The sequence below is a fragment of the Simplicispira sedimenti genome, assembly GCF_022760965.1.
GTDB classification, from domain to species: Bacteria; Pseudomonadota; Gammaproteobacteria; order Burkholderiales; family Burkholderiaceae_C; genus Simplicispira; species Simplicispira sedimenti.
Map to the genome: position 1 here is coordinate 127,055 of NZ_JAKVIJ010000004.1, position 14,088 is coordinate 141,142.

The 14,088-nt window shown below is 65.9% G+C and carries 11 protein-coding genes; 4 read left to right on the forward strand and 7 right to left on the reverse strand.

Features of this window, described 5'->3' with window-relative positions; translation table 11 throughout:
* Positions 1-19 precede the first annotated feature (19 nt).
* Entirely contained in the window at positions 20-982 is a 963-nt protein-coding gene (locus MJ602_RS06190; protein ID WP_243019992.1) for a chemotaxis protein, read from the forward strand.
* A gap of 192 nt (positions 983-1,174) precedes the next feature.
* On the opposite strand, the gene MJ602_RS06195 is transcribed toward MJ602_RS06190, so the two are convergent.
* The 7 genes from MJ602_RS06195 to MJ602_RS06225 all read right to left on the reverse strand — a co-directional run bounded on the left by MJ602_RS06195 (position 1,175) and on the right by MJ602_RS06225 (position 9,077).
* Entirely contained in the window at positions 1,175-1,483 is a 309-nt protein-coding gene (locus tag MJ602_RS06195; protein ID WP_243019993.1) for a hypothetical protein, read from the reverse strand.
* Between the two features lie 15 nt (positions 1,484-1,498).
* Positions 1,499-1,798: a hypothetical protein gene (locus MJ602_RS06200; RefSeq protein ID WP_243019994.1), complete on the reverse strand. Its 300-nt coding sequence runs from the start codon at positions 1,796-1,798 to the stop codon at positions 1,499-1,501.
* Positions 1,799-1,946: 148 nt separating this feature from the next.
* The gene (locus tag MJ602_RS06205) at positions 1,947-2,903 is read right to left on the reverse strand and encodes a CBASS cGAMP-activated phospholipase (protein WP_162015536.1); all 957 of its coding nucleotides are present in this window, start codon (positions 2,901-2,903) and stop codon (positions 1,947-1,949) included.
* A gap of 33 nt (positions 2,904-2,936) precedes the next feature.
* On the reverse strand, positions 2,937-6,860 hold the full coding sequence (locus MJ602_RS06210) for an EAL domain-containing protein (protein ID WP_243019995.1): 3,924 nt from the start codon (positions 6,858-6,860) through the stop codon (positions 2,937-2,939).
* Between the two features lie 107 nt (positions 6,861-6,967).
* Positions 6,968-7,987, reverse strand: coding sequence for a phospholipase A2 family protein (locus MJ602_RS06215; RefSeq protein WP_243019996.1), 1,020 nt, complete (start codon positions 7,985-7,987; stop codon positions 6,968-6,970).
* A 74-nt stretch (positions 7,988-8,061) separates the two neighbouring features.
* Complete coding sequence (locus tag MJ602_RS06220) at positions 8,062-8,442, reverse strand: hypothetical protein (RefSeq protein ID WP_243019997.1); 381 nt, start codon at positions 8,440-8,442, stop codon at positions 8,062-8,064.
* A gap of 62 nt (positions 8,443-8,504) precedes the next feature.
* Positions 8,505-9,077 (reverse strand): hypothetical protein, encoded by a 573-nt coding sequence (locus MJ602_RS06225; protein ID WP_243019998.1) that lies wholly within the window; start codon positions 9,075-9,077, stop codon positions 8,505-8,507.
* Between the two features lie 123 nt (positions 9,078-9,200).
* Between MJ602_RS06225 and MJ602_RS06230 the strand changes: the two genes are divergently transcribed.
* The 3 genes from MJ602_RS06230 (at position 9,201) to MJ602_RS06240 (ending at position 13,949) form a co-directional block, all read left to right on the forward strand.
* A complete protein-coding gene (locus MJ602_RS06230) occupies positions 9,201-10,115 on the forward strand; it encodes a ketopantoate reductase family protein (protein ID WP_243019999.1) in 915 nt (304 codons plus the stop codon).
* Positions 10,116-10,182: 67 nt separating this feature from the next.
* Complete coding sequence (locus tag MJ602_RS06235; RefSeq protein ID WP_243020000.1) at positions 10,183-12,645, forward strand: Lon protease family protein; 2,463 nt, start codon at positions 10,183-10,185, stop codon at positions 12,643-12,645.
* Entirely contained in the window at positions 12,642-13,949 is a 1,308-nt protein-coding gene (locus MJ602_RS06240; protein WP_243020001.1) for a glycerate kinase type-2 family protein, read from the forward strand. The genes MJ602_RS06235 and MJ602_RS06240 overlap by 4 nt, the downstream gene beginning before the upstream one ends.
* Positions 13,950-14,088: the final 139 nt, after the last annotated feature.

The following is a 14,088-nucleotide window of genomic DNA, read 5'->3' on the forward strand; positions in this document are numbered from 1 at the left end:
TGCGCGAAAGAGGCCTCCCATGAAATCCGTCCAGAAAGACATCGACGAGCGCACCAACCTCACCAGTTCCAACAAGTTCGAGCTGCTGCTGTTTCGCCTGGGGACAGACGGCGCACTGGGCCAGTCCGAGCTGTTCGGTATCAACGTGTTCAAGATCCGCGAGATCGTGGCCATGCCAGCCATTACCCCCATCGTGGGCGCCACGGCACACTCGCTGGGCGTGGTCAACCTGCGCGGCCAGGTCATCCCGGTGCTGGACCTGCCCTCCATCGTCGGTTGCAAGCCCACCACAGGCCTGAACATCATGCTGGTGACCGAATACGCGCGCACCACCCAGGCATTTGCCGTGGAGTCGGTGGAAGACATCGTGCGCCTGGACTGGAACCAGGTGATTTCGGCCGAGTCGAGCGGCGCGGGCCACAACCTCGTGACCAGCATCGCGCGACTGGACGGCAATACCGACGGCACGCGCCTGGCGCAGGTACTGGACGTGGAGGCCATTCTGCAAATGGTTTCGCCCGAGGAAGAAAAACACCAGGTCGATCCCGAGAAGGTGGGCCCCAAACTGAAGCTCAAGCCCGGCACCATCATCCTGGCGGCCGACGACTCGTTTGTGGCGCGCTCGCTCATCGAGCAGGAGCTCAAGGCACTGCAGGCGCCCTACGAAATGGTGAAGTCGGGCAAGGAAGCCTGGGATCGGCTCAACGTCCTGGCCAGAGCGGCTGAAGCCGAAGGCAAGACCATACTGGACAAGGTCAGTCTGCTGCTGACCGACCTGGAAATGCCCGAGATGGATGGTTTCAGCCTCACGCGCAACATCAAGCAGGATGCTCGCCTGAGTGATTTGCCGGTGGTGATCCACTCGTCCCTGTCAGGCTCGGCCAACGAGGACCATGTACGCAGCGTGGGCGCCAACGGCTATGTGGCCAAGTTTGTGGCCGAAGACCTGGCCAACACGATTCGCAGCGTGTTGCCGAAGTAAGAAACACCCCCCTGTGGCGCCTGCGGCGCCTTCCCCCCGCTCTCGCATCGCTGCGCGATGCGGGCAGGGGGACGCTCCCGGCGCCCGAACTTCACGATACTGGCGGCCTTTGCGCGGGAGCCCTGGTGTTGTGCAGCGCCTCTTTCTTCAGACATGCCAATGAGCAGGCATGTCGGGTTCGTTCACACCTTCTCACGCGAAGGCGTCAACCAGGCGGCCTACGGTGGCGGGGGTGGGGTTGAAGCGGCTTTGCTGTTGCAGGCCGGATTCCAGTCCGGCCAGGGTGCGCTGGGCGGCATCGGAGCGGCGGTTGGCACCGTCCGCCTGGCGGGTGAGGCCGTCGGCGCGCGCCTGTTCCTGGTCGGCGCTGCGCTGGGCCTGCTCGGCGCTTTGCTCCAGGGTGCGCGCTGCGCGCTGAGCCTGGTCAGCCTCGCGGCGCGCAGCCTGCACCTTGATCTGTGCCTGCGCAGGTACCGCTGCATTGCTGCCGATAGCGAGCATGGTGATCTCCCGGCCTTACTCGGACAGATACGCTCGGCGCACCTGGGCATTGAGCTGGGAGCGCTGCTCGCTGCTGTTGCGTTCTGCTTCGGCAGCAGCGTCCGGCCCACTGGTCGAAGGCGCAGCCTGCGCCTGTTGTGCCAGTGCCTGGGCGCGTGGACTCAGGGTGACGGTGGTTTCGTTGTCAGGCTCGGCGGCGGGCACGTTCTGCGCCGTGGCGTTGCGGCTATAGGCCGCACTGGCGTTGACTGCCGCCGCAGCCTGGGGTGCAGCAAAGCGATTGTCGGGTTGTGGGTTGCGTGCGATGGCGTCCATGTTTTGCCTCCGTTGCGCTGCAATATGAACCATCGTCCTGCAATTGTCGGCAAAAGTAAAGGGCACCGCCGCGCCCTCTTTGGCGCTTTACGCTATTATTTTTATAGCTACTCACGCTTATGAATTAAGCGCCAACCGCCAAAAAGGCTCATAAAAACGCACGAATGCGCTGTGCATCAAGTTGTGCCACCGTCTCGCGGCCCAGGGCCGTCAGGGTGAGTGCGGCCGAGCGGGTGGCAATGTCGATGCCCAAACCGGCGCGGGCCGGCCAGGGCGCATCGATGCGCATGTAACGGTCTTCCAGGCGGTCTTCCATCACCGCGACCACGTGCTGCTGCTGCACGGAGATCATGGTCAGGATGAGACGGCCATCATTGAGCCAGCCCACAGCGCCTGCGTCGGCCTCGATCTGGTCGGCGGGGCGGTAGCCCATGGCGGCCGTTCCCACCGACAGCATGCGCACCCGCGAGGGCTTGGCGCCCATGAACAGCTCGGCCTCGTGCAGCGCCACCTGGTCGGGCGCCATGGCAAACAGGCCGCCGTCGGCGTACAGGGTGTGGCCGATCTGCACGCTGGGAAAGTAAGCCGGTGCGGCGCTGGTGGCCATGGCCACATCGACGGCGCGCACGTCCTCGTCGCCCAGCGAGGTATCGGCATGCGGGGTCTTGAAGACCTTGGTGGCGCAGCGTGACACATCGACGGCAGGAATCACCACCGCGTGCAGGGCATCGCCCAGCGTGCGCTCACCCAGGTGGCGCGTCAGCTCCTGGCGCAAGGTCTCGCCGGTGTACTTGGGGCCCAGCACCGAACGCGTCAGATCCAGCAAGCGCGTAACGGCGCCGCTGGGCAGCTTGCGCGCCGAGAAGATGTCTTCGCCCTTTTCCACAAACAGCTTGACGATCTGGGCCATGGGCACTTCATAGGCCAGCGCCAGCCCCAGCAAGCCGCCCACCGAGGTGCCGGCAATCAGGTCAAAGCGCCGCCCCAGGGGTTCACCGACGCGTGCTTCCAGGTCGGCCAGCACCACGGCGGTGTACAGCCCCAGGTAGCCACCGCCACTGAGCGAGAGGATGCGAAATTCGGACGAAGCGTTCTTGGTAGCCATGAAACAATCAAAAGAAGAGAACAGCGCGCGCCATCACGCCGACGCCTGGTAGTCGAGCAACCACTGCGCAAAGGCATCGGCCGGCATGGGTTTGGCGTAGTGAAAGCCCTGCGCCTCGTGGCAGTGGTACAGGCGCAGAAAGCCGGCCAACTCGGCGGTTTCCACGCCCTCGGCAATGACCTTGAGCTTGAGGCTGCGCGCCATGCTGATGATGGCGCGCACGATGGCGGCGTCGTCCGGGTCGCTGACGATGTCGCGCACGAAGGACTGGTCGATCTTGAGCTTGTCCACCGCAAAGCGCTTGAGGTAGGCCAGGCTGGAGTATCCCGTGCCAAAGTCGTCGATCGACAGGCACACGCCCAGCGCCTTGAAACGGCGCACCTTCTCCAGCACCTCTTCGGCGTCATCGATCAGCAGGGACTCGGTCAGCTCCAGCTCCAGGCGCGAGGGCTCCAGGCCCGAATCGGCCAGCGCCTGGGTCACACTGTTCAACAGGTCGCCACGCCGGAACTGCACTGCCGAAAGATTGACCGCCATGGTCAGCTCGGGCAACCCGGCCTGCTGCCAGCGCACCGCCTGGGCGCAGGCCTCGCGCAGCACCCATTCACCCATGGGCACGATGAGCCCGCTTTCTTCGGCCGTGGCGATGAAACGCCCCGGCGGCAGCAACTCCTCGGGGCTGCGCTGCCAGCGCACCAAGGCTTCCACGCCTACCACCTGGCCGCTGGCCAGATCGATCTGCGGCTGGTAGTGCAGCACGAACTGGCGCTGATCCAGCGCCCAGTGCAGGGCCGTGCGCAGCTTGAGCTGCTCCAGCGCCTGCGTGTTCATGGCCGCGGTATAGAAGCGGTAGGTGTTGCGCCCAGCCGCCTTGGCCTGGTACATCGCGGTATCTGCGCGCTGCAGCAGGGCGTCAAAGGTGTTTCCGTCGTCGGGCCACACGGCCACGCCCACCGACAGGCTGGCGGCCAGTTCATGGCCCTCGATCTGGAACGGTTCTGCCAGCGCCTGCACCACCTGGGTGGCCATGCGGTTGACGGCATCCATGTCCTGCACGCCGGTCAGCGCAATGAGGAATTCGTCTCCGCCCTGGCGGCTGATGGTGTCGGTGTCGCGCACACAGCTGCGCAGGCGCTGGGCCACCTGCTGCAGCATCTGATCACCTACGGGGTGACCCAGGGTGTCGTTGATGGTCTTGAAGTGGTCCAGGTCCAGGTACAGCAGCGCCACCTTGGTGCCCGAGTGCTCGGACCAGGCCATCGCCAGCTCAAAACGGTCGCGGAACAGCACGCGGTTGGGCAGGCCGGTGAGTGGGTCATGGTGCGCCAGGAAGTCGATGCGCGCCTGGGTCTCCTTGCGCTCGGTGATGTCCTGGATGAAGGCCAGCACCAGGGGTTGATTCTCAACGTCCACCAGCCCGGCCGAAATGCTGACATGGTGAATGCCGCCAGACTTGCTGCGCCACTGGCATTCGTAATCCAGCACCGAGCCGTGCAGACGCAGCTCTTCCAGCCAAGCCTCGCGTGCAGCCAGATCGACCCACAGGCCGATCTCCAGCGTGGTGTGACCCACCAGGTCATCGCGGGTCCAGCCAAAAAATGCCTCGTACTTGTCGTTGACCTCGAGGAACATGCCGTCGGAGGCCCGCGCAATGGAGGCCGCCAGCGGGCTGGCCGAAAAGGCCACCGTGAAACGCTTTTCGGTGTCGCGCAGCGCCGTGATGTCCTGCATGGCACCGGCCATGGTCACCGGTTTGCCCGATGGATCGCAGGAGACCTCCCCCATGGCCAGGCCCACACACACATGGCCATCGGCGCGCCGAAAGCGGAACTCCACCTCATAGGGCTTGCAGTCATCGAGCGACTTTTGCACGGCAGCACGCACCCGCGCCTGGTCCAGCGAATCGACATGCTGCAAAAACAGGTCGAAGGAGGGAGTCACCGCCCCCGGCGCATAACCAAAGCACGCAAAGGTTTCATCGCTCCAACGCAGTTCACCGCTGGCCACGGTCCATTCCCAATGCCCCACGTGGGCCAGCCGCGCCACCTGCTCCATGCGGCGGCGCTGCTCCATGGGCGCCGTGACGTTGTGGATGAGCTCCAGCTTGCTGATGCTGCCGTCGGCGTTGTGCAGCGGCATGTCGAACAGCTCGTAGGACTGGCCCTGCGCATTGGTCCATTCCCAATTCACCGTTTTGCCCGCGTACACATCGGCGTTCTTGCACCAGTCACAAGGGGACTGGCGGCCATGGAAGTACTCGTAGCACTTGCGCCCCTGCACCGGGCCAAACTCCTTCTGCATGGCAGGGTTGATGTACTCGATGGCGTAGCTCGGGTTGGTGATGTACACCCCGTCGGGCAATGCATCCATGATGGCCATCAGGCGCGAGCGGTCGCTGGCCAACTGGTCTGCAAGGTGCTGAATGCGTTTGACCTCGCTGATGTCGGTCCAGGTCAGCACCACGCCGTCGTCGCTCTTGCCCTCTTCCTTGAAGGGCAGCATGCGTTGGAACACCCAGCGCCCATCGGGCAGGCGCACCTCGGTTTCGATGCGTGCACCCGTGCGCGCGCAACGCTGCAGATCGGCCAGAAAGGCCTCTTGCGGCCCCAGCCGATAGTGGATGTCGGCCACGGGCCGCCCAATGTCTGTGGGCCGCAGGGCCAGGTAGTCCTCGACCCCTGGGCTGATGCGGCGCAGGCACAGTTGCGCATCCAGAAACACCGTGCCGATGTCGGTGCTGTCGAGCAGGTGGTCGTAGTCGCGCGTGAGCGCGGCGAGCTCCTCGTTCTTGGCGTGCAGTTCGCGGTTGAGGGCGTACAGGTCTTCGTTGACGGACTTGAGCTCCTCGTTGGCGCTTTGCAGCTCCTCGTTGGAGGCGGTGAGCTCCTCGTTGCTCAGGTCGATGCGCTCGTGGCTGGCCTGCAGCTCCACCACCATCTCTTGCAGACGCTCACGGGTCGCCTGCAGCTCGGCCTGCAGCAGATGCGAAGGCGACTCATCCTTGCCATCGGCCAAGGCGCCGTCGGGCACGCCGGGCACGGCCTGCGCACCTTGGGTGGGCGCGTCGATCACCCGGACCAGCGCCACGCCCTGCTTGCGGAACAGCTTGGCGCTGCGGTCCAGCGGGGCGAAGGCGGGGGCGTCGAGCGCGTCGATGGTCTCGCTGGCCCCCAGCATCAGAATGCCGTGCGGCCTGAGCGCAAAATGCAGCTGCGACAAGGCCTTGACCTGTGCTTCGGGCTGCAGGTAGATCAGCAGGTTGCGGCATACGGCCAGGTCGATGCGCGTGAAGGGCGGGTCAGTCAGCAGATTGTGCCGGGCAAACACCACATGGCGGCGCAGGGAGCCGTCCACCCGCATGGCCTCCTGCCCCTCGCGCACGAAGTAGCGTCCCTGCAGCGCCTCCGGTACGGCGGCCAGCGCGTCATCGTCGTATTGCCCGCGCGAAGCCACTTCCAGCGCCTGGGTGCCCAGGTCGGTCGCAAAAACCTTCACATTGCCATGGAACCCCATGCGCCCGGCCACATCCAGCGCCAGCATGGCCAAGGTGTAGGCCTCCTGCCCCGTGGCGCAGCCCGCCGACCAAATACGCAAGTCTTCGGTGGAAGGGCGACCGCGCAGCAGGTCGGGCAGCACCACCTCGGCCAGGTACGCAAACGCTGACGTATCGCGGAAGAACTCGGTCACATGGATCAACAGATCGCCACACAAAGCCTGGCGCTCCGCCTCATCGGTCTCCAGGCGCCGCAGGTACTGTGCGCCCGTTTCCACCTGCTCCTGCGCCATGCGGTGGCGCACCCTGCGTGTCAGGGTGGTCGTCTTGTAACCAGAAAAATCCACCCCGCAGCGCCGCCGCAGCAGTTCCACCACGGCGGGCAACTCGGCCAGAGGCTCCCCGGCCATGGTGTCTTCATTCCACTGGCTGGGATCGAATGGATCGTTGGCGGTGGGCTCCATGGGGGGATTATCGGCGCACATCCCCTCAGGAAAAGTGCCCCCTGGTTAGGGTTTTCGAGTCTAAAGTGGCCGCTCCATGTGCCAACCCCCAGCAAGGCTCCAGGGTGCTATTGACATTGCCGCATGGACTGGGCGCGGGACATGCACTGGTGGTGCGACCCCACATTGGGCGCCAACACCGTCTTTCCATTGAGCACCACTCCATAGCGCCCATCCTTGTCCCAGTCCTCGCAGGTGCAGCTGTTTCCGGACGCAGTCGGCTGGCGCGGCCGCTCTGCCTGCGGAACAGACCGGCATTGGCGCAGGCTGCGGGCATAGTCCATGCATTTTGCGTACGGGCCGTAATTGGCCGAGAGTATTTCCCCTTTGAGAACCACACCGTACAAACCGTCCCTGTTCCAATCCTCGCAGGTACAAAGCATCACAGCCGTGGCGTCTGGCCTGGGCTGCTGGGGGGTTGCAGACGGAATATCCAGCACATTCGCTCTGCCGCTTTGCGCCTGGCGATCCATGTAGGCTTTGTTCCACGCCCGCACCCGCTGGTTCATCCGTCTTTCCAGCTCGGCTGCGTCGATGGGCTTCTTTCCTTCCAACACAGAATCCAAGGCCTCTGGGTGGCTGGGATCGATGCGCGACGGAACCACCGCCTTCAGTTCATTCAATCGTTGCTGGTAGTTCGGGAAACCCAGCGCAATGCGTTCACGGTACTTGCGGGCCAGTTCCGGGTCTTTCGCAGGTGGACTCCATCGCCTGGGGTCCTCGGGCAAAGCAAGCGTATCCCGCACCGCAATCACATCGGCCAAGGCCTTGTAGTGGGCCTCCAGGGCCCGGTTGCCGGCACCCAGCTCCTCTGCCAGCTCATAGCCAAAGTCATGCTTTTGCGCCACGGCATCCAGCGCATCCACCGGCGGCAATCCGCCCACCCGATCAGACAGCTCGCTGCCACCCCACCAACCGGGGCCATACCAGTTTCCGTACCGAAACCGGTTGTCGCCCTCACCCACCGCAGTGTCGAAGGCCAGTCGTCCCCAGAACCCTCCCTGGGTCTGGGCAAACACGGTCCCCAGGCCCCCGATCGCCAGCACACCACATGCCAACGCACGAACGATATATTTCCCTAGACGCATGCGACCTCCTTGTATCTTTTTGTATCTTCCCGGCAATATCCCCAGAAGTCAACGTGACGTTGAACCGACAAGGCTCATCCAGGACGGCGTGATCGACGGCCTGGGCCGGGCATGGTCTTGGGTCGCCGGAAGGCCAGCGCCACCAGTCCCGCACCCACCACGGTCACGATGGCGCGCTCCAGGCCAGCCGCCCAATGAACCGCCGGAATCTCGTTCAGCCAGGGTGCGCCAGGCAGATAGCGCACGCGCACTGGCTTGCCCACCGCCATGTCGCGTGGGGCAAAAAAATCGCCCACCCGCTGCGTATGGCCCTGCGCCATCTGTCCATTGGGGAGTCGAAACTCATAGGCGATGGTGTAGGTGTAGCGATTGGGAATGGCCTCACCCCTGTCGCCCAACTGCCGCCGCACCTGCGTGACCGTGCCCGGCGCTTCGGCACCCAACCACAGCACCATGGGAAGCCCCGCGCCCCAAAGCACAAGCACAGCGCCCAACAAAAGCAGAAACACGCGTGTCTTCATGTGCTTGGGCACATGCGCAAGGCCCAGGTGCGTGCCAGGTGGTAGTTCTGCGGGGTGCAGAACAAGGCGGCGCGCGTTCGCCACCCACCGTCCAGATGAATGGTGTGGCGCGCCTCGTCGCAGCGCACCCGCTGCACGGCCTTCCAGGGGACAAAACTGCTGGCGCCGCTGCGCGCCAGCATGCCCGCACCTGCCACCGTGAATCTGCCCGTTGCCAAACCCAGAACAACGGCCAACTGCGATGCCTTGTGGGCCTTGCGATCGCGCACCTGCGAGAAAACGCCACGCTCATCTACCGTGAATTCCATGGCAATGCGGTTCCCGAAATACAGCACCATGACAGCAAGCGCCCCCAACACCAGTCCCACATGCACCAGCGCCAACACCCCCAGCGTGGGAAGAATGCCTGCCCAATCGCCCTCGACAGCGAACAATCCGCACGCAAAAAGCGACACAACGGCAAAGGTCACCAGAAACACTCCCGCCGTCTGACGCAGCACCACGGGACTGCCAAGCAAGGACACATCCACCGTCCAGGTCATGGGTTCGGGCAAGGGATTGGAGGACACGGCAGAAGTCTGTTAGCGAAGGATTTGCACAGTGTGCCACCCGTTGCACCCTTGTCCTACACTGCCCCATGTCTGCCTGCGCACGATGCCCAGGCACACACAAGCTGTTGAAAGGACGTTGCCATGAGAATTGCCGTGATGGGCGCTGGCGCCGTGGGCTGCTACTACGGCGGCATGCTGGCACGCGCAGGGCACGAGGTCGTGCTGGTGGCACGCGCGGCCCATGTCGAGGCCGTGCGCCGAGACGGATTGCTGCTGGACACCTTGTCGTTTTCGGAACGGGTACGCCTGCAGGCCGACACCGAGCCCAGCGGCGTGCAAGGCGCGCAGTGCGTGCTTTTTTGCGTCAAATCGACCGACACCGAGAGTGCCGGGCAGGCCATGAAGCCCTACCTGGCACCGGACGCCGTGGTGATGAGCCTGCAGAACGGGGTGGACAACGCCGAGCGCCTGCAAACCGCGCTGGCGCACACGGTGCTGCCCGCCGTGGTGTATGTGGCCGCTGGAATGGCCGGGCCGGGCCATGTGCGCCACCATGGCCGGGGCGAACTGGTGATTGCGCCCGCACCGCAAAGCCAGGCCATTGCACAGACCTTTGCGGCAGCGGGAATTCCGGTGCAGGTGTCGGACAACGTGGCCGGCGCCCTGTGGGCCAAGCTGGTGCTCAACTGTGTGTACAACCCGCTCTCGGCGCTCACGGGGCTGGCCTACGGCGCCATCGTGGACAGCCCGGGGCTGAACGTGCCCCGCATGATGGACGACATCGTGCAGGAATGCCTGGCCGTGGCCCACGCCAAGGGCATCGCACTGCCTGCGGGCACGGCCGATGCAGTGCTGCCGCTGGCTGCGAGCATGCCCACTCAGATTTCGTCCACCGCGCAGGACCTGGCGCGCGGACGGCCCACGGAGATCGACCACCTCAACGGCTACATCGTGCGCCAGGGCGAGGCGCTGGGCATCGCCACGCCTGCCAATCGCATGCTGCAGACCCTGGTGCACCTGCGAGAAAAGCAGATGGCCACCCAGGCAAATACTTGAAATTTGATAGCACGAAGCGCTTGCCACCACTGCGCAGAAACCGATTTTTGCTTCTATTGAATACCCCATGTCCGCCACCGCTCTTGCCCCCGAACAACTGCGCCTGAACATTGCCCCCGACCGCCTGGGCTTCGCCAGCACCGCCGAGTTGCAGGACCAACCGCTGCCCTGGATCGGACAGGAGCGCGCCGAGGCCGCCGCACGCTTTGGCCTGGGGCTGGAGCAGCCGGACTACAACCTGTTTGTGCTCGGCGAGGTGGGCAGCGGCCGCGCGTCGCTGCTGCACCAGGCCATGAAGCAGGCCGCCGCCCAGCGGGCCGTGCCCCCCGATCTGTGCTACCTCCACAACTTTGACAACCCCGAGCGCCCACGCGCGCTGCGCCTGCCCGCGGGCCAGGGGCGCGCACTGCGCCAGGGCATGGAGCAGCTCACCCGTGCGCTGCAGGCGGACATCCCCAGGCGCCTGGACGGTGCCGACTTCCGCGCCGAGAGTGCGCGCATCGAGCAGGCCTACCAGGCCCGCGAGTCGCAAGCCTTTGCCGAACTGGATGCGCTGGCCGAGTCGCTGCGCTTTCGACTCTCGCGCGACGAGGGGCATATGGTTTTCACCCTGCTCGGCCCCCAGGGCGAGCCGCTGACCGAAGCCGACGCCCGCGCCCTCACGCGCGAGCGCCGCGCCGAAATTGACGATGCCGAGCAGAAGCTGCGCAACGCCATCGCACGTTTTCTGGACGACATGCGCCCACTGGAGCGCCAGCGCGACGACGCACTGACGCAACTGCGGCGCCAGGTGGTGCGCCCCCTGCTGGACCATGGGCTGCAAGAGGTGCGCAACCCCCTGCGCAAACAGATCAAGGACACCGTCAAGCTCGGACAGTGGCTGGACCAGGTGCGCCAGCAGGTGCTGGAGCAGCTCGACCTTTTCATGTCCGTGCAGGGCAACGAGGCTGCAGAAGACGAGCGCAAGGAGCAGCTGGACACCCTGCTCTCGCGCTGCCATGTGAACCTGGCCGTGGACAACGCCGGGCTGCAAACTGCGCCCGTGCTGATCGAGGACAACCCGCAGCTGCGCAGCCTGTTTGGCAGCATCGAGGTACAGGCCGAAGACGACGCCGTGCAGGCCGACTTCTCCCACATCCACGCGGGCAGCCTGCTCAAGGCGCATGGCGGCTTTTTGCTGCTGCATCTGCGCGACCTGCTGGGCAACGAAAGCCTGTGGGAGCGCCTGCGCCGCTTTCTGCGCTGCAGCCGCCTGCAGATCGAGGAGCTGGGCAGCAGCCACGGGATCCAGGCCACCGCTGCGCTGCAACCCGAGGCGGTGGATGTGCAGGTCAAGTTTGTGCTGGTCGGCTCGATCGAGGAGTACTACGCCCTGCAGGAGGGCGACCCCGAAGTGGCCCGGCGCTTCCGTGTGAAGGTGGACTTTGCCGAGTCCTTCAGCGCCAGTGCGCAAACCTACCAGGCCAGCGCCGTGTTCGTGGCGCACACCTGCAAAAAGCGCGGCCTGCCGCACTTTGGCCCCGATGCCGTGGCCCGCATGCTGGAGCACAGCCACCGCGAGGCCGACGACCAGACCCGCCAGAGCGCCCTGTTCGCCTACACCGAGGCCCTGGCCATCGAGGCCGCCGCCCTGTGCCGCGCGCGCGGTGCCAGCCTGGTGGCCCTGCACGACGTGGAAGCCGCCCTGCAGGCCCGCACCCTGCGCCACAACTACCCCGAACAGCGCCTGCACGAGAGCATCACCGACGGCGAGCGCCTGCTCGCGCTGCACGGCTGGCAGGTGGGCCAGATCAACGCGCTCACGCAGATCGACCTGGGCGACTACCGCTTCGGCTTTCCGGTGCGCATCACCGCACGCACCTTTGCCGGGCAGGAGGGGCTGCTCAACATCGAGCGCGAGGTCGAGATGTCCGGCCCCATCCACGACAAGGGCGTGCTCATCCTGCACAGCTACCTGAACGCGCTGTTCGGCCACCTGGCGCCGCTGGCGCTCAATGCCTCGGTGGTGTTCGAGCAGGAGTACAGCGGCGTGGAGGGCGACTCGGCCTCGTGCGCCGAGCTGTATGCGTTGCTGTCCTCGCTCTCGGGCCTGCCGCTGGCGCAGGGCATTGCGGTGACCGGCGCACTCAACCAGCACGGCGAGGTGCTGCCCGTGGGCGGCATCAATGAAAAGATCGAAGGGTGGTTTCGCGCCTGTGAAACCGCTGGGCTTGACGGCAGCCAGGGGGCGCTGATCCCGGCGCGCAACCAGCGCCACCTGATGCTGGAGCCACGCATCGTGCAGGCCGTGGCGCAGGGGCGCTTTCACCTGTGGGCCGTGCAGCATGTGAGCGAGGGCATTGCACTGCTTACCGGCCAGGCCGCAGGCATGCACCCACGCGGCGTGACCGCAGAACCCGGCAGCGTGGTGGCCCTGGCCGATGCCCAACTGCGTGCCTACCGCCGCGCCTGCCAGGCGGCACTGCGGCCCCGATCACGTGCCACCACACGCCTGCGCGCCCCCATCCACGGCGGGCCCGGCACCCCATGACCGCCCCCACCGACGCCCGCGCCTTTCTGCGCGCGCTGTTCGACACCGCCGTGGCCCGCGCCCAGCCCGCACAGGTGCTGGCCCCGTACCTGCCGCCGCCCCCGCGTGGGCGCACCGTGGTGGTGGGCGCGGGCAAGGCCGCTGCCAGCATGGCCGCAGCGGTCGATGCGCTGTGGCCCGCCGATGCGCCACTGCAAGGCCTGGTGGTCACACGCTACGGCCATGTCCCGCCCGGCCTGCCACAGCCCCAGGCGCGCATTGCCGTGCTGGAGGCGGCCCACCCCGTGCCCGACGCCGCCGGGCAGCAGGCTGCCACGCGCATCGCCGCGCAGGTAGCAGGCCTGGGGCCGGACGATCTGGTGCTGGCACTCATTTCCGGCGGTGGCTCGGCCCTGCTGGCCCAGCCTGCGCCTGGCATCACCCTGGCCGACAAGCAGGCACTGAACCAGGCGCTGCTGGCCAGCGGCGCCAGCATTGACGAGATGAACTGCGTGCGCAAGCACCTCTCGGCCCTCAAGGGCGGGCGGCTGGCGGCGCTGGCCGCCCCGGCACGCGTGGTGTCGCTGCTCATCAGCGACGTGCCGGGCGACGACCCCGCCGTCATCGCCAGCGGCCCCACCGTACCCGACCCCAGCACCTGCCAGAACGCACTGGCCATTTGCCAGCGCTACCAACTACCCCTGCCTGCCGCGGCGCACGCCGGCCTCGCCAGCGGCGCCTTCGAGACCCCCAAGCCCGGAGATGCGCGGTTCCAAGGCCATGCTGTGCACCTCATCGCCACGCCCCAGCACAGCCTGGAGGCTGCCGCCGCACTGGCACGTGCACAAGGCGTGGCGGCACACATCCTGTCGGATGCCATCGAGGGCGAGAGCCACGACGTGGGCAAGGTGCACGCCGCCCTGGCACGGCAGGTGGCACGCCAGGGCCAGCCATTCACGAGGCCCTGCGTGCTGCTGTCCGGCGGGGAGACCACGGTCACGCTGGGCACCCCGGGCGCCCACCCACGGGGCCGGGGCGGCCGAGCCAGCGAATTTCTACTGTCCTGCGCCCTGGCCCTGCAGGGCGAGCCCGGGGTGTACGCCCTGGCGGCCGACACCGACGGCATCGACGGCGTGGAAGACAACGCAGGTGCCCTGATCACCCCCGACACCCTGGCCCGCGCCCAGGCACTGGGCCTGTCGGCCACAGACCACCTGGCGCGGCATGACGCCTACAGCTTCTTCGCTGCCCTGGGCGACCTGGTGGTGACCGGCCCCACCTTCACCAACGTGAACGACTTTCGCGCGCTGTACCTGCCAGGTTGACCAAGGGCAATGCACCGCCATCGCGCCTTGTATCCAATAGAGAATGTGTCACGGATGTGACGAATTGGGCCTGCGCGCAAGGGTTACCCTGAATAACGCACAGAAACATACAAATCGATACTTCTGGACACGTTTTGAC

Coding starts and splice junctions, on each gene's coding strand:
- MJ602_RS06215 (WP_243019996.1), bottom strand. CDS start 7,987: ATGCGTCTAGGGAAATATATCGTTCGTGCGTTGGCATGTGGTGTGCTG.
- MJ602_RS06190 (WP_243019992.1), top strand. CDS start 20: ATGAAATCCGTCCAGAAAGACATCGACGAGCGCACCAACCTCACCAGT.
- MJ602_RS06195 (WP_243019993.1), bottom strand. CDS start 1,483: ATGCTCGCTATCGGCAGCAATGCAGCGGTACCTGCGCAGGCACAGATC.
- MJ602_RS06200 (WP_243019994.1), bottom strand. CDS start 1,798: ATGGACGCCATCGCACGCAACCCACAACCCGACAATCGCTTTGCTGCA.
- MJ602_RS06235 (WP_243020000.1), top strand. CDS start 10,183: ATGTCCGCCACCGCTCTTGCCCCCGAACAACTGCGCCTGAACATTGCC.
- MJ602_RS06210 (WP_243019995.1), bottom strand. CDS start 6,860: ATGGAGCCCACCGCCAACGATCCATTCGATCCCAGCCAGTGGAATGAA.
- MJ602_RS06230 (WP_243019999.1), top strand. CDS start 9,201: ATGAGAATTGCCGTGATGGGCGCTGGCGCCGTGGGCTGCTACTACGGC.
- MJ602_RS06240 (WP_243020001.1), top strand. CDS start 12,642: ATGACCGCCCCCACCGACGCCCGCGCCTTTCTGCGCGCGCTGTTCGAC.
- MJ602_RS06220 (WP_243019997.1), bottom strand. CDS start 8,442: ATGGTGCTGTGGTTGGGTGCCGAAGCGCCGGGCACGGTCACGCAGGTG.
- MJ602_RS06205 (WP_162015536.1), bottom strand. CDS start 2,903: ATGGCTACCAAGAACGCTTCGTCCGAATTTCGCATCCTCTCGCTCAGT.